The sequence below is a fragment of the Pseudomonas sp. GW821-FHT07F01 genome (assembly GCF_059418825.1).
This window is the reverse complement of sequence record NZ_JBWKQO010000002.1, coordinates 82,669-99,922: the sequence shown is the minus strand read 5'-3', so window position 1 is coordinate 99,922 and position 17,254 is coordinate 82,669. Positions and strand designations below refer to the sequence as shown.

Genomic DNA, 17,254 nt, shown 5'->3' with positions numbered 1-17,254 from the left:
CCGCAGCCGGGCTCAGCCCCGGCGCTGGCGCAGCAGATGGCGCACGCCTTCGAGCACCAGGACCAGCACCGCCAGCCAGATCGGCACGTAGGTCAGCCATTCCCCGGCCTTGATGCTTTCCCCCAGCAGTAGCGCCACCAACAGCAGCAGTACCGGTTCCACATAGCTGAGCAGGCCGAACAGGCTGAAGGCCAGCAAGCGGCTGGCAATGATGTAGCACACCAGCGCCGAGGCACTGATCACCCCCAGCACGGGAATCAGCAGGTACAGCCAGGGTTGGGCCGCGACCACGGCAATGCCCTGTTCGCCGCTCTGCACCACCCACAGCGCCACCGGCATCAGCAGGGCCATGTCCACCCACAGGCCGCCCAGGTGGTCGGTGCCCAGGCGCTTGCGCAAGACGAAATACAGCGGGTAGCCCAGGGCCACCACCAGGGTCGCCCAGGAAAAACTGCCCACCTGGTACAGCTCGTTGAGCACGCCGATGCAGGCCAGCACCGCTGCCAGCTTCTGCAGCCGCGACAGACGTTCGCCATAGACGATGCGCCCGGTCAGGACCATGGTCAGCGGCAGCAGGAAATAGCCCTGGGATACATCCAGGCTATGGCCATTGAGCGGTGCCCACATGAACAGCCAGAGCTGCACCCCGACCAGCGCCGACGACAGCAGCAGCGCCGGGCCCAGCACGGGCTTGCTGCGTACCCGTCGCAGCACTTCGTCGACCCGATGCCATTCACCGGCCAGCAGCATGAACAGGGTCATGCAGGGCAGTGTCAGCAACATCCGCCAGCCGAAGATCTCCACCCCGGTCAGGGGCGCCAGCAGCGAGGTGTAGAAATACATGACGGCAAACAGCACCGACGCCAGAACCGATAACGCAATACCTTTAGACACGCAGTCCTCGTAGAACCCGAACGCTCGGGATGCACAAAAAGAAGGGGAGAGTGGAGCGAGGGGGAATATAGAGGGTTTGCCCCGGGATTTTTGCTCTGTTTGCGACACCCCGGCGGGAAAATTTCTCGTTTGTGGCGCGGCCCGGCCTTCCAGGGAAAGGCCGGACTGCGATGGCCGCTGGGTTTGCGCGGCCAGGGTCCGTATTTAGCCCAGGTGCGCAAAACGTCCGGAGACAAAATGGCCGACATCATTGAAACCGGGTGTCGAGGCGTGCCCCGGGGTCACCAGCGCGTCGATGAAGGCTTCGTCCTCAGGGCTGATCTTCACCTCCAGGGCCCGGGTGTAGGCGTCCCACTGGGCTTCAGTGCGCGGGCCGACAATGGCCGAGCTCACCGCCTGGTTGTTCAGTACCCAGGCAATGGCGAACTCGACGATCCCGGCCCCGCGCCCCTGGGCGTATTCCTGGATCTGCTGGGCGATGCGCAGGGATTCGACCCGCCATTCGGTCTCCAGGATGCGCTTGTCCTGGCGCCCGGCGCGGCTGGCGGCGTCCGGGGTGACGTCCGGCGCATACTTGCCGCTGAGCACACCACGGGCCAGGGGGCTGTAGGGCACCACGCCCAGGCCATAGGCGCGGGCGGCGGTGATCTGCTCGCCCTCGGCCTGGCGGTTGACGATGTTGTACAGCGGCTGGCTGATCACCGGGCGGTCCACCCCCAACTGGTCGGCGACTCGAATCGCCTCGGCAATCCGCCAGCCGCGATAATTGGACAGGCCCCAGTAGCGGATCTTGCCCTGGCGCAACAGGTCGCCGATGGCCGAGATGCTCACCTCCAGAGGCGTGTTGTGGTCTTCGCGGTGCAGGTAGTAGATATCCAGGTAATCGGTGCCCAGGCGGGTCAGGCTGGCCTCGATGCCGTTGAAGATGTGCTTGCGGCTCAGGCCGCTGCGGTTGGGCACGCCGTCCACCGGGCCGAAGCCGACCTTGGACGCCAGCACCCACTCATGGCGGTGGCTGGCGATGGCTTCGCCGACGATCTCCTCGGAGCGGCCCTGGGTGTAGACATCGGCGGTGTCGATGAAGTTGATCCCCTGGTCCCAAGCCTTGTCGATGATGCGCAGCGAGTCTTCGGTGTTGGTCTGCTCGCCGAACATCATGGTGCCCAGGGTCAGGGTGGAAACCTTGAGACCGGAATGGCCGAGGATGCGATAGCTCATGGGCGGAATCCTTGTGCTAGAGGGCTGGCCAGTGCGTTTCCGGCCATGGGGGCGACCATCAAATACCACAACCCCGGGCCTCTGCAATGCCTGAATGGCGCCTCCTTGTCGGCACAGGTGCCCGTGAGATCGCCTTCGCTGGCAAGCCAGCTCCTGCAAGGAGGTCCCGTAGGAGCCGGCTTGCCGGCGAACCGCGCAACGGCCAACCGCCCCGGGGCCGCACCGGGTCAGGGACACAGCGCCCGGCAGCGCTGCGACACAAAGCTGTGCAGCAGGCGCACCCGCTGGGAAACCTGCAGGCGATGGGGGCACAGCAAGTTGAAGGGGGCCGGTTCCCCTTGCCAGTCGCCGAGCAGCGGCACCAGGCGCCCGGCGCGGATGTCCTCGGCCACATCCAGCCGGGCCTTGTAGACAATGCCGTGGCCGGCCAGGGCCCAGCGCCGGGCCACCTCACCGTCGTCGCACAGGTAATCGCCACGCACCAGGACTTCGCGGGTTTCGCTGTCGCGGCTGAAACGCCAGCGGTCATAGGGCTGGCCATTGCGCAGGTACAGCAGGGCGCTGTGCCCGGCCAGCGCCTCGGGGTTTTGCGGCACCCCGCAACGGGCCAGGTAGGCCGGGCTGGCGCAGGCGATGCGCCGGTGCCCGGGGAGAATCGGCAAGGCCACCAGGCTGGAATCCTCGGGCACGCCAAAGCGCAGGGCCACATCCACAGCGTCGCGGAACAGGTCGGCGTGGCGATCATCGAGCCGCAGTTGCAGGCGCAGTTGCGGGTGCTCGGTCTTGAATTCATCGAGCCAGGGAAGCAGGGCATTGCGCCCGAAGTCCGAGGGCGCCGACAGTTGCAGCACCCCGGCCAGGCCCTGGCTCTGCTGCTTGAGCGCCAGCTCGCCGTCCTCCAGGGTGGCCAGGGCCAGGCGCACGCTGTCCAGGTAGCGGCGGCCTTCCTCGGTGAGCCGCATGCTGCGGGTGGAACGCGCCAGCAGACGGCTGCCGAGGCGGGTTTCCAGGCGCTTGAGGGCGATGCTGGCGGCTGCCGCGGTCAGGCCCAGGGAGCGGGCCGCGGCGGAAATGCTCCCGGCATCGGCGGTGCGTACGAAGATTTCCAGGTCCAGTATCGAGCTCATTAATAAAAATCCTTTAAAGATCTTTGCGTTTTAGCTGGATTTTTCCTCGATTGGCAAGCTGGGAAGATGCAATCACTTTCAATCGCAGCAGGTGATCGCAATGACTCTTTCCAACTCAAGCCTGGCCCAGCAAACCTTGGTGGTGATTGGCGCCGGCAGCGGCATTGGCGCCGCGGTGGCGCGCCAGGCCGCGGCCCGTGGTGCTCGGGTGGTACTGGCGGGGCGCAGCCTCGAGGCCTTGCAGCGCCAGCAGGCACAGCTGCCGGAATCGGCCTGCAGCATCGCCGTGGACATTACCGATGCCGCCAGTCTCCAGGCCTTGTTCGCCAGGGTGGGGGCCTTCGATCACCTGGTGATCAGCGCCGGTCCGGCCATTGCCGCCAAGCCCCTGGCCGACACCGATCTGCTGGATGCCCAGCGGGCTTTCGAGGTGAAGTTCTGGGGCGTGTGGCGCGCGGTCCAGGCGGCGCTGCCGACACTCGCGCCGCAAGGCAGCATCAGCCTGACCTCGGGCCTGCTGTCGCGCAAAATGGTCCCCGGGCAAGTGCTCAAGACCACCCTCAACGCCGCCCTCGAAGCCCTGGGCAAGCACCTGGCCAAGGAGCTGGCGCCACGCCGGGTGAATGTCATCAGCCCCGGGGTCACCGCCACCGAAGCCTATGCCGGGATGCCCGAGGACGCCCGCGAAGCCATGTTCGCCCGCACCGGTGCCAACCTGCCGGTGGGCCGCGTCGGCCAGCCGGATGAGGTGGCGGCGGCCTTTATCCTGGCCATGGAGAACGGCTTTATCAGCGGGAGCCTGATCGATGTCGATGGTGGAGGCCTGTTATGAGCTGGCGCTTCGATCACCTGGCGTTCAACTGCGCCGAGGGCGAGGCGTTGCAGCAGGCCTTCGCCGATCTGCTGGGCCTGCAAACGGGCCGGCGGCCGCCGTTTCCCTTTCCCGGGCGCTGGTTGTACCAGGGCGATGCGGCGCTGGTGCACGTCATCGAACAGGCCCATTGCCCTGAGCCGCAACTGAGCCACATCGCCTTCAGTACCCAGGAGGCAGCCGAAGCCGTGTTGCGCCGGGTGCAGGCCAGTGGCCTGGAGCATCAAGTGGCGCAGGTGCCGGAAGACGGCATCTGGCAGATCTTCGTCCGCTTGCCCGGCGGCCTGGTGCTGGAGTTGGATGCTCCGGCGATGGGGGCGTTGAGCATCAATCACGACTACGCCCGACAAGGTAGGGCACCGGCCTGAGCCCAGCCATGAAAAAGCCCGTTGGAGCCGAGGCTCGAACGGGCTTTTGTCGTGGCCGGGGCCGTGTAGTGCCGCGGCTTAGCGGTTCAGGGTGCGGGTCATGCGCAGCGCCAGCAGGCTGCCGGCAACAATCACCCCGGCCAGTAGGTACAGCGCGGCATCGGTGGAACCGGTGCTGTCCTTGACCCAGCCGACGATATAGGGGCTGAGGAACCCGGCCATCTGGCCCATGGAGTTGATCAGCGCCAGGCCACCGGCAGCTGCACCGGCGCTGAGCAGGGCAGTGGGCACCGGCCAGAACATCGGCAGGCCGGTGAGGGCACCCATGGTGGCGAGGGTCAGGCCGAGAATGGCGATGGCCGGGTTGGCGGCGAAGTTAACCGCGATCAGCAGCCCCACGGCGCCCATCAACATCGGCACTACAAGGTGCCAGCGGCGCTCCTTGCGCAGGTCCGCCGAGCGCCCCACCAGCAGCATGAACACCGCCGCCAGCAGGTAGGGAATGGCGCTCAGCCAGCCGATCACCAGATTGTCGGCAAACCCCAGGTTCTTGATGATCGACGGCAGCCAGAAGTTGATCGCGTAGACCCCGCTCTGGATGCAGAAGTAGATCAGGCCGAAGGCCCAGATCGCCGGGTTCTTGAACACCGCGGCCAGGGAGTCGCTGGCGGTCTTGGGCTGGTTGGCGAGGTCGCTGGCCTGGTCGGCCTCCAGCACTGCGCGTTCAGTCGGGGTCAGCCACTTGGCATGGGCGAAGCTGTCGCTGAGCAGGAAGAACGCCAGGGCGCCGAGGATCACGGTAGGAATGCCCTGCAGCAGGAACATCCACTGCCAGCCGGCGAGGCCGCCCTGGCCGGCGGCGAAGTGGTTGAGGATCCAGCCGGAAAACGGGCTGCCCAGCAGGCCGGACACCGGGATCGCCGACATGAACAGGGCCATGATCCGGCCACGGCGGAAGGTCGGGAACCACTGCGAGAGGTACAGCACCACGCCGGGGAAGAAGCCGGCTTCGGCGGCCCCGGTGAACAGGCGCAGGGTGTAGAACTGGGTCGGCGTGGTGACGAACAGCAGGCAGGTGGACAAGGTGCCCCAGGTGATCATCATCAGCGCGATCCAGCGCCGCGGGCCGAACCGGTTCAGTGCCAGGTTGCTCGGCACGCCGCACAGCACGTAGCCGATGAAGAAAATCCCGGCACCCAGGCCGTAGACCGTTTCGCTGAATTTCAGGGCATCGAGCATCTGCAACTTGGCGAAGCCAACGTTGACCCGGTCGAGGTAGTTGAACAGGTAGCAGACGAAGATGAAGGGGATCAGGCGCAGGGTGATGCGCTTGTAGACGGCGTTCTTGTCGTCAGCCTGGGCCAGTGGGGCAGCGGCGCTCTGTGACATGGTGTGTCTCTCTTTATTATGATTTTTTGCGGTGCAAGGGTAACGTTGACCGCCCTGAGAGTCTCGGTCACCGGCGCGGGCCTGTCTTTGTGCCGGCGCACAGCGATTGGCCCCGGGCCCTGTGCCACTGAACAACGCCGCGTACCCCGCGGCCCGTCCCCGCAGCTGTAGCCGTCAAGGATCATCCCCCCATGTTCGAACTGGATCATGACCTGGCGCAGGATATCGTCGACCGCACGATGGCGATCCTGCCCTACAACGTCAACGTCATGGACAGCCAGGGCCTGATCCTTGGCAGCGGCGAGCCGGAGCGTATCAACACCCGGCACGAAGGCGCGCAACTGGTGCTGGCCAACGGCCGGGTGGTGGAGATCGACGAACCCACCGCGCGCCAGCTCAAGGGCGTGCAGCCGGGCATCAACCTGCCGTTGCTGCATGACCAGCGGCTGATCGGGGTGCTGGGCATTACCGGCGACCCGGCGCAGTTGCGCACCTATGCCGAACTGGTGCGCATGACCGCCGAGATGCTGGTGGGCCAGCGCCACCAGCAGGCCGAGCAGCAATGGCGGCGCCAGCGCTGCGACGACCTGCTGGCCCTGCTGCTGAGCGACGGCGGCGACTCACCGCGGCTGGTGGATGAAGCCCAGCAGATGGGCCTCAAGCCACAGCTGGCGCGTACGCCCTATCTGTTCGAACTGGCCCAGGATCCGGCCTCGGGGCAGGGCGTGGATAGCCTCAGCAGTTGGTTGCTGAGCCGCTATCCGGACAGCTGGTGCGTCAGCTCGTCGAAGAGTTCCCTGCTCTGGTGCCGCCCGGCGAGCCTGAGCCTGGACAACCCGCGGCTGCTGGAAAAGCTCGACGGCCAGGGCTGGAACATCCTGCGGGTGGCGGTGGGCGGGCAGGCCGAGGGCCTGGCCGGATTGCGCCGCTGCTACCGCCGGGTCGGCGACCTGCTGGCCTACGGCCGGGATATCCTGCCGGACGCGCGATTGCTCACCCTCAACCGCTACCGGCTGCCGGTGATGCTCTGGCGCCACCGCAACGATGACGCCCTGGACGAACTGCTGACGCCGTTGCGCAAGGTCCTGGCCAAGGACAGCAACGGCCAGTTGCTGGCGACCCTGCGCAGCTGGTGCGACCACGACGGCCAGAGCCAGGCCTGCGCCGATGCCCTGGGCATCCACCGCAACAGCCTGCGCTACCGCATGGAACGGATAGCCGAGCTCAGCGGCGTCGACCCCTTGCGCCTGGACGGCATGCTGGCTCTTTATCTTGGCGTACAGCTGCTGCCCCACCGCAGCGAGCCGGCCTGATTTATCGCGCCGATCTCCACCATCGCCTATCCCGATCCAACAGGGGTGGTAGCCGCTGCCGAGCCTTGGCGAGGCTGCGAAAAGGCCCGCAGGGCCTTGCTTGGCAATCTCCAGCCAAACCTGTATCGCTTCCAAGACCTTCGCGAGCGCTACGCGCCCGTTCGCAGCCTGCGGCAGCGGTTTCAACGCTAGGCGAGGTTGCGCGGTTGTAGCAATGAACAATAAAGCGCCCTCGGACTTGTGCAGTGGCCCGGGGTCAGCGCCTGCGCCAGATGGCAGCATGGCGGCACAAGAACCGGAGAAAACCCATGAAGATCATCATCGCCCCCGACTCGTTCAAGGACAGCCTGAGTGCCGAAGGCGTGGCCCAGGCCATTGCCCAGGGGCTGGCGGATGTGTGGCCCGACGCCGAGCTGTGCCAATGCCCCATGGCCGACGGTGGCGAAGGGACGGTGGAATCGATTCTCGCCGCCTGTGACGGGCAACTGCGCAGCAACCGGGTCCAGGGGCCGCTGGGAGCGATCGTGGAGGCGCGCTGGGGCTGGCTACCCCAGAGCCACACGGCAATCATCGAAATGGCCGAGGCCAGTGGCCTGCAACTGCTGGCGCTGGAGCAGCGCGATGCGTGCAACAGCAGCACCTTCGGCACCGGGGAGCTGATCCAGGCCGCTCTGGAGGCCGGTGCCCGGCGCATCATCCTGGCCATCGGCGGCAGCGCCACCAACGACGGCGGCGCGGGGGCCCTGCAGGCGCTGGGGGTCAAGCTGCTGGACCGCCAGGGCCGGATACTGCCTCGCGGCGGCCTGGCCCTGGCCGATCTCGCCCACATCGAACTGGATGCCATGGACCCGCGCCTGGCCCAGGTGCGCTTCGACATCGCCGCCGACGTCAACAACCCGCTGTGCGGCGAGCACGGCGCTTCAGCCATCTTCGGCCCGCAGAAAGGCGCCTCGGCGCAGCAGGTGCAGCAACTGGACCAGGCCCTGGGACACTTTGCCGACCTGTGCGCCCAGGTACTGCCCAAGGATGTGCGCGATGAACCCGGTAGCGGCGCGGCCGGTGGCCTGGGGTTTGCCGCCAAGGCGTTTCTCGGCGCGCAATTTCGCCCCGGGGTGGAAGTGGTGGCGGAACTGGTGGGCCTGGAACAGGCCGTGCGCGGTGCCGATCTGGTGATCACCGGTGAAGGTCGCTTCGACGCCCAGACCTTGCGCGGCAAGACCCCCTTTGGCGTGGCGCGCATCGCCCGTGAGCAGGGGGTTCCGGTGATCGTCATTGCCGGCACCCTGGGCGAGGGTTACCAGCAGATGTACGCCCACGGCGTGGATGCGGCCTTCGCCCTGACCTCAGGCCCCATGAGCCTGGAACAGGCCTGCCGCGAAGCTCCGCGCCTGCTGCGCGAACGCGCCGCCGACATCGCCCGCCTCTGGCGCCTGGCCAGCAACGCCGTGTAGGAGCTGGCTTGCCAGCGAAGAGGTCCTCAAGCCTTGCCGCGCGCAAGAACGCTTTCGCCGGCAAGCCGGCTCCTACGGCAATCGCCCGTCAGTAAACCCCACCCTCGCTGGTGGGGGCGTCCAGGGTTTTGTACTGGCCGGCCAGGCTCTGCAGGCCCTTCATCAGGACGGTGGTATCCACGCCCACCGCGACAAAATTTGCCCCCAACTCGATGCAACGCCGCGCCAGTCGCTGATCGGCACTGAGAATCCCTGCGGCCTTGCCCGCCCGACGAATCCGCACGATGGCGTCTTCAATCGCGGCCACCACGTCCGGGTGCCCGGGGTTGCCCCGCTGGCCCATGGCCGCCGACAGGTCCGCCGGGCCGATAAACACCCCGTCGACCCCGTCCACCGCGAGAATCTCATCCAGGTTGCGCAGGCCTTCGAGGTTCTCGATCTGCACCAGCAGGCACATCTGCTCGTCCGCCTGATCCAGGTAGCCGGCGATGCTGTTCCAGCGCGACGCCCGGGCCAGGGCGCTGCCTACGCCACGAACCCCCAGTGGCGGATAGCGCATGGCGCGCACCAGCTGGCGTGCCTGCTCGGCGCTTTCCACCATGGGGATCAACAGGGTCTGGGCGCCGATGTCCAGCAATTGCTTGATCAGCGCGGTATCGCCAATGGGCGGGCGGATAATGCCTTGGGCTGGGTAAGGGGCAATGGCCTGCAACTGCGCCAGCAGGCTGCGCAGATCGTTGGGCGCGTGTTCGCCGTCCAGCAGCAGCCAGTCGAAACCGGCGTTGGCCGCCAGCTCGGCACAGTAGCCGTCCGCCAGGCCCAGCCACAGGCCAATCTGCGGTTCGCGCTGTTGCAGGCGTTGCTTGAACAGGTTCAGTGGCATGTCCATGGCAGTCTCCTCAGACGAAACGACAGGCGATGCTGCCCAACTGATCGTAGTCCACGTGGAATACATCTCCGGGACGGGCGGCCACCGGGCGAGTGAAGGAGCCGCCAAGAATGATCTGCCCGGCCTCCAGACCGACGTCATAGGCCGCGAGCTTGTTGGCCAGCCAGGCCACGCCCTTGGCCGGGTGGTTGAGCACCGCGGCAGAGACCCCGGACTCCTCGATCACGCCATTGCGGTAGAGCACCGCCGGCACCTTGCGCAAATCCACATCCCCTGGACGCACGGCGCGGCCACCCATCACCACCCCGGCGTTGGCGGCATTGTCCGAGATGGTGTCGAAGACCTTGCGGGTGGCCTGGGTCTGCGGGTCCACCTGCTGGATGCGCGCATCGATGATCTCCAGCGCCGGGATCACCCAGTCGGTGGCGTCCAGCACATCGAACAGGGTGCAGTGGGGCCCCTTGAGCGGCTTGCCGAGGATGAACGCCAGTTCCACCTCGACCCGGGGCACGATGAAGCGCTGGAAGGGAATGTCGCTGCCTTCATCGAACAGCATGTCGTCCAGCAGGGCGCCGAAATCCGGCTCGGTGATGTTCGAGGAAACCTGCATGGCCCGTGAGGTCAGGCCAATCTTGTGGCCCACCAGCTTGCGCCCGTCGCGGATTTTCTGTTCCACCCAGCTGCGCTGGATGGCGTAGGCATCTTCGATGCTGATAGCGGGGTATTGCAGGGACAGCTGGCCGATCTGTTCACGGCTGCGCTCGGCGGCGTTGAGGCGCGCGGCGGCTTCCTGGATATCCGAGGGGCTGAGCATGGTTATTTCTCCCGAGGGTTGACGATATGAGCCGGCACCTGGAGCACCAGCCAGGCGCCGCAGGCAATCAGCAGGGCCAGGGCGTAGAGGGCCAGGCTGGCGCTTTGGGTGGCGTCGCGCACCACGCCGATCAGGTAAGGGGCAAGGAACGCGGCGACGCTGCCGAAGGAACTGATCAGGGCGATACCCGCGGCCTGGGTGCTGCTGGCGAGAAAGGCCGGCGGCAGTTGCCAGAACATCGGCAAGGCGGCGCTGGCGCCCATGCCCGCCACCAGCAGGCCGAACATCACCAGCCAGGGGTTGTCCGGGGCCAGCCCGGTGAGGATCAGCCCCAGGCTGGACATCAGCAGCGGCACCCCCAGGTGCCAGCGGCGTTCGCGCAGGCGGTCCGAGGAGCGGCCGACGCCGAGCATGAACAGGCAGCCTGCCAGGTAGGGCAGGGCACTGAGCAGGCCGACATTGCTGTCCCGGGCGATGCCGGCGTGGTGGATCAGGGTCGGCATCCAGAAGGCGATGGTGTTCACCGCCAGCATCACCGCGAAGTAGATGCACACCAGCAGCCAGACGTGGCGGTCCCTGAGGATGCCGCTGAAACGAGTGATGGACTTGTGCTGTTCTTCCTGTTGCAGGGCCTGCAGCAGCCAGGTCTTCTGCGCCGGGGTCAGCCAGCCCACCTGTTCGATGCTTTCCGGCAGGGCCTTGAGCACCACCAGGCCCAGCAGCACCACCGGCAGGCCTTCGATGAGGAACATCCACTGCCAGCCGCGCAGGCCGCCGAAGTCGTGGAAGCTTTCCAGGATCCACCCGGAGAGGGGGCCGCCAATGACTCCGGCCATGGGCACGGCGATGGCGAACAGGGCGGTGACCTGGCCGCGGCGGCTGGCCGGGAACCAGCGGTTGAGCAGCACCAGGATGCCGGGGAAGAAGCCGGCCTCGGCGACCCCCAGCAGAAAGCGCAAAACATAGAAGCCCCAGGCGCTGTCCACCAGCATCAGGGCGCTGGACAGCAGGCCCCAGACCAGCATCAGGAAGGCGATCCAGCGCCGTGGGCCGACCCGGTCCAGGGCCAGGTTGCTGGGCACCCCGAACAGCGCGTAGGCGACGAAGAACAGCCCGGCACCCAGGCCATAGACGCTGTCGCTGAAGCCCAGGTCCTGGGTCATCTGCAGCTTGGCGAAACCGATGTTGATGCGGTCCAGGTGAGCAAAGATGTAGCAGACGAACAACAGCGGCATCAGCCGCCAGGTGATCTTGCGATAGCAGTCATCGACCTCGGCGACCGGCGCCGTGGCAAGGGTTGAGTGGGGCATGGCAATGATCTCGTTATTGTTCTTGTGTGGGTGGCCGGCCTGCAGGAGCCGGCTTGCCGGCGAAGGCGGATCCGGGGCTGGCACAAGGCCTGAGGGCCGCTTCGCTGGCGAGCCGGTTCCTACCGGCGGCTACCCTCAGGCTTGTCCGCGCAGGAACTCGTGCACGTTGTTGTGCTTGAAGTTCAGCTCGGCATCCAGCTCGCTCATTTCGAACGACAGGGCCAAGAGGCGCTGGCCCTGAAGCTCGGCGAAGTGCGCCTTGATGATCTCGAACAGGCCTTCGGCGACCTGGCGTCGTGTGGCCAGGTCGCGGCCGGCTCCCACTTGCAGGCGCATGTGGACGAAGGCGTAGTCGTGCTTGCCGTCGGCCATGCGCCAGGTGTCCAGGCGCACCCCGCGGCTGCGGATGCCGCCCAGGGGGAACACGCCAGTGGCGCCCAGGTAGTCATGGACCTTTTCGAACAGCCCCGGCAGGTCGGCGGCCTGTTCGATGTTGTCGGTGTATTCAGCGATGAAATGCGGCATGGGGAACTCCTTCGCAAGTGGCCGGCGGGAACCCGGCCGCTTGCGAGTCAGGGGGGCAGCTGGGCCTAGACAGGGAAGATGGCGTTGATCTGGCCGGTGCCGGAGCTGCCGAACAGCGGAGTGACGATTTCCGCTGGGCGGTTGTATTCAGGCCCGCCCAACAGCCCCAGGAGCATGGCCGTATCGTGCATTCCGCCCTCGCCATGACAGCTGCTGGCGTAGTCCGGGAGCATGGCGCAGAACTCGCGGAAGCGGCCCTGCTGCCACAGCTCCACCACCCGCTGGTCCACCTGCTTGTCGAATTCCCGGGTCCAGTTGTGGATGTTGGCCTCGGCCTCGCGGTCGTTGGAGAAACGGTGGGAGAGGGAGCCCGACGCCAGCACCAGGACCTTGCGATCGCTCTTCTCGATGGCCCGGCGCACCGCGGCGCCAAAGGTGAAGCTGTCTTCGAGGCGGTGCCAGGCGCACCAGGCGGCGATGGACACCACCTTCAAGTGCTCGGCAGCGGGCACGTCCATGTGCATGTAGCGCATGGGCACCAGGGTGCCGTACTCCAGTTCCAGGCTGGGAATGTTGTGGGCCAGGGTGCGCACGTCGGCGGCATTGGCCTCGGCGGCGATCAGCTCACCCAGCTCCGGGCAGCCCTGGTAGTCGTAGGTCATGTTCTTGATGAAGTGCGGCAGCTCGTTGCTGGTGTAGGTGCCGTTGAACGCCTCGCCGCAGTTGATGTGGTACCCGCTGTTGACCAGCCAGTGCACATCGAACACCACTGCGGTGTCTGCCCCCAGCTCCCGGGCCCGGCGGGCGATCTCCTTGTGCCCGGCAATGGCCGCCTCACGGCAGCCGTGGTGTTTGCCCGGCAGTTCGGACAGGTACATCGATGGTACGTGGCAGACCTTGGCGGCCATGACGACTTCGCCCATGGTGCTTCTCCTGAAACATCTTCTTGTTGGGGTGATCCGGGACGGTTCTGAACCTTACACGCCCCAGCGCGGTATGTGGTGGCTGCCCATGGAGAGGCAGACGTTCTTGATCTCGGCAAAGACCTCGAAGCTGTATTCGCCGCCTTCGCGACCGGTGCCCGAACCCTTGATGCCGCCGAAGGGCTGGCGCAGGTCGCGCACGTTCTGGCTGTTGATGAACACCATGCCGGCCTCGATGCCACGGGCCAGGCGATGGGCCTTGCCGATGTCCTGGGTCCAGATGTAGGAGGCCAGGCCGTACTCGGTGTCGTTGGCCAGTTGCAGGGCCTGGGCCTCGTCCTTGAACGGGATCAGGCACACCACCGGGCCGAAGATCTCTTCCTGGGCGATGCGCATCTGGTTGTCCACGTCGGCGAACACCGTGGGCTGGATGAACTGCCCGCGGGCCAGGTGCGCCGGCAGGTTGGCGGGGCGTTCCAGGCCGCCGGCCAGCAGGGTTGCGCCTTCTTCCAGGCCGATGCGGATATAGCCGGTGACCTTGTCGTAGTGGGCCTGGGTGATCATCGAGCCGACCTGGGTCTTGGGGTCCTGCGGGTCACCGACGATCAGGCGCCTGGCCCGGGCGGCGAACTCCTTGACGAACTGCGGGTAGACGCTTTCCTGGATGAAGATCCGGCTGCCGGCGGTGCAGCGCTCGCCGTTCAGGGAAAAGATGGTGAACAGCGCGGCGTCCAGGGCCCGTTCCAGGTCGGCGTCCTCGAAGATCAGCACCGGCGACTTGCCGCCCAGTTCCATGGAGTACTTCTTCAGGCCCGCGGTCTGCATGATCTTCTTGCCGGTGGCGGTGCCGCCGGTGAAGGAAATCGCCCGCACGTCCGGGTGGCGCACCAGGGCATCACCAGCAGTGGCGCCGTAGCCCTGGACGATGTTCAGCACCCCGGCGGGAATCCCGGCTTCCACCGCCAGCCGGCCCAGCTCATTGGCGGTCAGCGGCGACAGTTCGCTCATCTTCAGCACCGCGGTATTGCCCAGGGCCAGGCACGGCGCGGTCTTCCAGGTGGCGGTCATGAACGGCACGTTCCATGGCGACACCAGGGCGCAGACGCCCACCGGCTGGTACAGGGTGTAGTTGAGCATCTGGTCGTCCACCGGATAGCTGTGGCCATCCATGCGGGTGCAGACCTCGGCGAAGAAATCGAAGTTGTGGGAGGCCCGGGGAATCAGCACGTTGCGGGTCTGGTGGATCGGCAGGCCGGTGTCCAGGGTTTCCAGCTCCGCGAGGTGCGGCACGTTCTCTTCGATCAGCGCACCCAGGCGGCGCATCAGCCGCGCGCGTTCCTTGGCCGGGGTATTGGCCCATTTCGGAAAGGCGTCCTTGGCCGCCGCTACCGCCTGGGCGATTTCCTCGGCGCCGCCGCTGGCCACCTCGCCAATGGCTTCACCGGTGGCGGGGTTGTAGTTGGTGAACACTTCGCGGCTTTCGACTTCGCGGCCGTTGATCCAGTGCTTGATCATTTATGCGTGCTCCTTGGCCACGGCAGTGGGCTCCGGGTGGGCGTGATGGGTGAAGAATTCGCTTTCGCTGACGATGCGGTTGACCAGCCGGCCGATGCCTTCGATTTCCACCACCACCTCATCGCCGGGCACCACGTCGGACAGGCCTTCGGGGGTGCCGGTGGCGATCATGTCCCCCGGTTGCAGGGTCATGAAGCCGGACAGGTATTCGATGAGGTAGGGGATGTCGAAGATCATGTCGGCGGTGCTGCCTTGCTGGCGCAACTCGCCGTTGACCCAGGTGCGCAGGGTCAGGTTGTTGGGTTCGGGTACCTGGGCCGCGTCGATGATCCACGGGCCTACCGGGGTGGTGGCATCGCGGTTCTTCACCCGCAGGTTGGGCCGGTAGTAGTTCTCCAGGTAGTCGCGGATCGCATAGTCGTTGCACAGGGTGTAGCCGGCCAGGTAGTCCAGGGCATCCTCGCGCTTGACGTTGCGCGCGGTCTTGCCGATCACCGCCACCAGCTCGCACTCGTAGTGCATGTAGGCGACGTTGTCCGGGCGCCAGGTCACCTGTTTGTGGCCGGTGTAGGTGCCGGGAGACTTGATGAACACCAGCGGTTCGGTGGGCGGCTTGAAGGCCAGCTCGGCGGCGTGGTCGGCATAGTTCAGGCCCAGGGCGAACATGGTCCCGGTGGCCGGTGGCAGCCACTGCACCTGGTCTTCGGCCAGGACCCGGCCGTCTTCCAGTTGCAGGGTGTTGGGGCCGGTGACCAGGGCCTGGTGGACCTGGCCCTGATAACGAATGCGTGCATGTTTCATGTCGGTTCCTTATTCGGCCACGATGGTGTTGGCGAGGCGGCCCAGGCCGCTGATCTGCACTTCGACCCGATCGCCGGGGCGTACATCGACCCGGCCTTCCGGAGTGCCGGTGATCAGCACGTCACCGGGGTGCAGGGTCATGAACTCGCTGATCTCGGCAATCAGCTGGGGAATGCTGCGCACCAGGTTGGCGGTGCTGTTGTGCTGCACCCGCTCGCCGTTGACCCACAGCTCCAGGCTCAGGGCATGGGGGTCGGCCACCTCGGCGGCCGGTACCAGTTCCGGGCCCAGGGCGCAGAAGCCGTCCCGGCACTTGGCCTTGACCGCGGGGCGGTAGTAGCTGTCTTCCGGCAAGCTGAATTCGTTGACGATGGTGTAGCCGGCCACGTGTTCCAGGGCGTCTTCCAGGCGCACCCGGCTGGCGCGCTTGCCGATCACCACGCCCAGGGCCGGGCCGGGCTGCAGGCGCTCCACACCTTGGGGAAACACCACCGGCGCCTCATGGCTGTTGCGGGTGTTGGGGGTCTTGATGAACAGCACCGGCTTCACCGGCGGCTTCTGGTAGGGCGGCTGGGTGAAGCTCTGCAGATGGCTCTGCAGCAACCCCTGGTAGTTCAGCGCAACGCCGAACAGGGTGCCGCCGGCGTGATCGTTCAGTGCACGGCTCATCGGGCTCTCCTGGTGTCCGTACCCGTAGCGGCTTGCCGCTGGCGGGTCGATTTCGTTAATGTGTTAACGTTATATTTAATATGTTAACGATCGTCAAGCGATGGACTGCCCGCTTCCATCCCGCAGTGGCGGGCAAGCCGCGAATCACGCAGGATGCGCAGGGTCCGCGTGGATCAAAATAAAAAACAGAAGGGCGCCATGAACCCACGCCAACCGATTCCCAACATCAACATCGGCCAGGTCTACGACCAGCGTTACGCCGATGCCCAGGTGCACTACGACAAGCTCAGCAACCTGGCCGGCTTCTTCGGTCGCAACATGCCGGTGCATCGCCACGACCGTTTCTTCCAGGTGCATTACGTGCAGAGCGGTGCGGTGCGGGTCTACCTCGACGATCAGCAGTATCTGGAGTCGGGGCCGATGTTCTTCCTGACCCCGCCGACCATTCCCCACGCCTTCGTCACCGAGGCCGACAGCGAAGGCCATGTGCTGACCGTGCGCCAGCAACTGGTGTGGGAGTTGATCGGCGCCGACCCGGCACTGGCCCCGGCGCCCCAGGTGCCGCCGGTGTGCGTGGCCCTGGCGCGCCTGGGGCCGCAGTTCGCCGGCGAAGTACGACGCCTGGAGGGCCTGTTCCATGAGTTGCAGCGGGAGATTGCCGGGCAGGGCCCGGGGCGCGAGCCGGCGCTGGAAGCCCTGACTCGGCTGCTGATGATCAGCCTGCTGCGGTTGTCGGCCAACTCCCTGACGGCGCGCCCGGCACGCCATGAAGACCTGCAGATCTTCCACCGCTTCAACGAGCTGATCGAGGCCCGCTACCTGGAGCACTGGCCCCTGGGCCGCTACGCCAGCAGCCTGGGAGTGACCGAGGCGCGCCTCAATGATGTCTGCCGGCGCATCGCCGACCTGCCGTCCAAGCGCCTGGTGCATGAACGGGTGATGCAGGAGTCCAAGCGCCTGCTGCTGTTCACCGGCAGCTCGATCAACGAAATCTGCTACCAGCTGGGCTTCAAGGACCCGGCCTATTTCAGCCGGTTTTTCCAGCGTTACGCCAAGACCGCGCCGGGGGAATACCGCTTGCGCCAGGGGCAGGCGCCTGCCCCTGGCGCAAATGCGCCGGGTGCCTGATCCCTGGGGCAGGGCTGATGCCATGGAGCCGCGCCCAGGCAACTGACCC

At 66.2% G+C, this 17,254-nt stretch carries 17 protein-coding genes; 5 read left to right on the top strand and 12 right to left on the bottom strand.

Features of this window, described 5'->3' with window-relative positions; translation table 11 throughout:
* Positions 1-12: 12 nt before the first annotated feature.
* The 3 genes from rarD to AC07R1_RS06650 form a co-directional block, all read right to left on the bottom strand.
* Positions 13-894: an EamA family transporter RarD gene (gene rarD, locus AC07R1_RS06660; protein ID WP_015635880.1), complete on the bottom strand. Its 882-nt coding sequence runs from the start codon at positions 892-894 to the stop codon at positions 13-15.
* Positions 895-1,098: 204 nt separating this feature from the next.
* Positions 1,099-2,112, bottom strand: a complete 1,014-nt coding sequence (locus tag AC07R1_RS06655) for an aldo/keto reductase (RefSeq protein ID WP_495110311.1) — start codon at positions 2,110-2,112, stop codon at positions 1,099-1,101.
* Positions 2,113-2,339: 227 nt separating this feature from the next.
* Complete coding sequence (locus AC07R1_RS06650) at positions 2,340-3,239, bottom strand: LysR family transcriptional regulator (protein ID WP_194237727.1); 900 nt, start codon at positions 3,237-3,239, stop codon at positions 2,340-2,342.
* 100 nt (positions 3,240-3,339) lie between these two features.
* Here AC07R1_RS06650 and AC07R1_RS06645 point away from each other — a divergent pair, with 100 nt between their 5' ends.
* A complete protein-coding gene (locus AC07R1_RS06645; RefSeq protein ID WP_011061664.1) occupies positions 3,340-4,071 on the top strand; it encodes an SDR family oxidoreductase in 732 nt (243 codons plus the stop codon).
* The gene (locus tag AC07R1_RS06640) at positions 4,068-4,478 is read left to right on the top strand and encodes a VOC family protein (protein WP_495110310.1); all 411 of its coding nucleotides are present in this window, start codon (positions 4,068-4,070) and stop codon (positions 4,476-4,478) included. Before AC07R1_RS06645 ends, AC07R1_RS06640 begins: the two co-directional genes overlap by 4 nt.
* Before the next feature lie 78 nt (positions 4,479-4,556).
* On the opposite strand, the gene AC07R1_RS06635 is transcribed toward AC07R1_RS06640, so the two are convergent.
* The gene (locus AC07R1_RS06635) at positions 4,557-5,867 is read right to left on the bottom strand and encodes an MFS transporter (protein WP_011061662.1); all 1,311 of its coding nucleotides are present in this window, start codon (positions 5,865-5,867) and stop codon (positions 4,557-4,559) included.
* Between the two features lie 191 nt (positions 5,868-6,058).
* Here AC07R1_RS06635 and AC07R1_RS06630 point away from each other — a divergent pair, with 191 nt between their 5' ends.
* Entirely contained in the window at positions 6,059-7,180 is a 1,122-nt protein-coding gene (locus AC07R1_RS06630) for a sugar diacid recognition domain-containing protein (protein WP_495110309.1), read from the top strand.
* Between the two features lie 308 nt (positions 7,181-7,488).
* The gene (locus tag AC07R1_RS06625) at positions 7,489-8,631 is read left to right on the top strand and encodes a glycerate kinase (protein ID WP_495110308.1); all 1,143 of its coding nucleotides are present in this window, start codon (positions 7,489-7,491) and stop codon (positions 8,629-8,631) included.
* An 88-nt stretch (positions 8,632-8,719) separates the two neighbouring features.
* On the opposite strand, the gene hpaI is transcribed toward AC07R1_RS06625, so the two are convergent.
* The 8 genes from hpaI to AC07R1_RS06585 form a co-directional block, all read right to left on the bottom strand.
* A complete protein-coding gene (gene hpaI, locus AC07R1_RS06620) occupies positions 8,720-9,520 on the bottom strand; it encodes a 4-hydroxy-2-oxoheptanedioate aldolase (RefSeq protein WP_011061659.1) in 801 nt (266 codons plus the stop codon).
* Between the two features lie 10 nt (positions 9,521-9,530).
* A complete protein-coding gene (hpaH, locus tag AC07R1_RS06615) occupies positions 9,531-10,334 on the bottom strand; it encodes a 2-oxo-hept-4-ene-1,7-dioate hydratase (RefSeq protein WP_015635875.1) in 804 nt (267 codons plus the stop codon).
* Between the two features lie 2 nt (positions 10,335-10,336).
* Positions 10,337-11,644, bottom strand: a complete 1,308-nt coding sequence (locus tag AC07R1_RS06610) for an MFS transporter (protein WP_011061657.1) — start codon at positions 11,642-11,644, stop codon at positions 10,337-10,339.
* Positions 11,645-11,779: 135 nt separating this feature from the next.
* The gene (locus AC07R1_RS06605; protein ID WP_011061656.1) at positions 11,780-12,169 is read right to left on the bottom strand and encodes a 5-carboxymethyl-2-hydroxymuconate Delta-isomerase; all 390 of its coding nucleotides are present in this window, start codon (positions 12,167-12,169) and stop codon (positions 11,780-11,782) included.
* Between the two features lie 65 nt (positions 12,170-12,234).
* Positions 12,235-13,092, bottom strand: coding sequence for a 3,4-dihydroxyphenylacetate 2,3-dioxygenase (hpaD, locus tag AC07R1_RS06600; RefSeq protein ID WP_041118526.1), 858 nt, complete (start codon positions 13,090-13,092; stop codon positions 12,235-12,237).
* A gap of 54 nt (positions 13,093-13,146) precedes the next feature.
* Positions 13,147-14,607, bottom strand: coding sequence for a 5-carboxymethyl-2-hydroxymuconate semialdehyde dehydrogenase (gene hpaE / locus AC07R1_RS06595; RefSeq protein WP_103407725.1), 1,461 nt, complete (start codon positions 14,605-14,607; stop codon positions 13,147-13,149).
* The gene (locus AC07R1_RS06590; protein WP_019095470.1) at positions 14,608-15,408 is read right to left on the bottom strand and encodes a fumarylacetoacetate hydrolase family protein; all 801 of its coding nucleotides are present in this window, start codon (positions 15,406-15,408) and stop codon (positions 14,608-14,610) included. It lies immediately after the preceding gene.
* A 9-nt stretch (positions 15,409-15,417) separates the two neighbouring features.
* A complete protein-coding gene (locus AC07R1_RS06585) occupies positions 15,418-16,077 on the bottom strand; it encodes a fumarylacetoacetate hydrolase family protein (RefSeq protein WP_053158921.1) in 660 nt (219 codons plus the stop codon).
* A 198-nt stretch (positions 16,078-16,275) separates the two neighbouring features.
* On the opposite strand from AC07R1_RS06585, the gene hpaA reads away from it, so the two are divergent.
* Entirely contained in the window at positions 16,276-17,205 is a 930-nt protein-coding gene (gene hpaA / locus AC07R1_RS06580) for a 4-hydroxyphenylacetate catabolism regulatory protein HpaA (protein ID WP_011061651.1), read from the top strand.
* The last annotated feature ends 49 nt before the right edge of the window (positions 17,206-17,254 follow it).

Coding starts and splice junctions, on each gene's coding strand:
- AC07R1_RS06585 (WP_053158921.1), bottom strand. CDS start 16,077: ATGAGCCGTGCACTGAACGATCACGCCGGCGGCACCCTGTTCGGCGTT.
- AC07R1_RS06590 (WP_019095470.1), bottom strand. CDS start 15,408: ATGAAACATGCACGCATTCGTTATCAGGGCCAGGTCCACCAGGCCCTG.
- AC07R1_RS06655 (WP_495110311.1), bottom strand. CDS start 2,112: ATGAGCTATCGCATCCTCGGCCATTCCGGTCTCAAGGTTTCCACCCTG.
- AC07R1_RS06635 (WP_011061662.1), bottom strand. CDS start 5,867: ATGTCACAGAGCGCCGCTGCCCCACTGGCCCAGGCTGACGACAAGAAC.
- AC07R1_RS06605 (WP_011061656.1), bottom strand. CDS start 12,169: ATGCCGCATTTCATCGCTGAATACACCGACAACATCGAACAGGCCGCC.
- AC07R1_RS06625 (WP_495110308.1), top strand. CDS start 7,489: ATGAAGATCATCATCGCCCCCGACTCGTTCAAGGACAGCCTGAGTGCC.
- hpaI (WP_011061659.1), bottom strand. CDS start 9,520: ATGGACATGCCACTGAACCTGTTCAAGCAACGCCTGCAACAGCGCGAA.
- hpaE (WP_103407725.1), bottom strand. CDS start 14,607: ATGATCAAGCACTGGATCAACGGCCGCGAAGTCGAAAGCCGCGAAGTG.
- hpaA (WP_011061651.1), top strand. CDS start 16,276: ATGAACCCACGCCAACCGATTCCCAACATCAACATCGGCCAGGTCTAC.
- AC07R1_RS06650 (WP_194237727.1), bottom strand. CDS start 3,239: ATGAGCTCGATACTGGACCTGGAAATCTTCGTACGCACCGCCGATGCC.
- AC07R1_RS06610 (WP_011061657.1), bottom strand. CDS start 11,644: ATGCCCCACTCAACCCTTGCCACGGCGCCGGTCGCCGAGGTCGATGAC.
- AC07R1_RS06640 (WP_495110310.1), top strand. CDS start 4,068: ATGAGCTGGCGCTTCGATCACCTGGCGTTCAACTGCGCCGAGGGCGAG.
- hpaH (WP_015635875.1), bottom strand. CDS start 10,334: ATGCTCAGCCCCTCGGATATCCAGGAAGCCGCCGCGCGCCTCAACGCC.
- hpaD (WP_041118526.1), bottom strand. CDS start 13,092: ATGGGCGAAGTCGTCATGGCCGCCAAGGTCTGCCACGTACCATCGATG.
- AC07R1_RS06630 (WP_495110309.1), top strand. CDS start 6,059: ATGTTCGAACTGGATCATGACCTGGCGCAGGATATCGTCGACCGCACG.
- AC07R1_RS06645 (WP_011061664.1), top strand. CDS start 3,340: ATGACTCTTTCCAACTCAAGCCTGGCCCAGCAAACCTTGGTGGTGATT.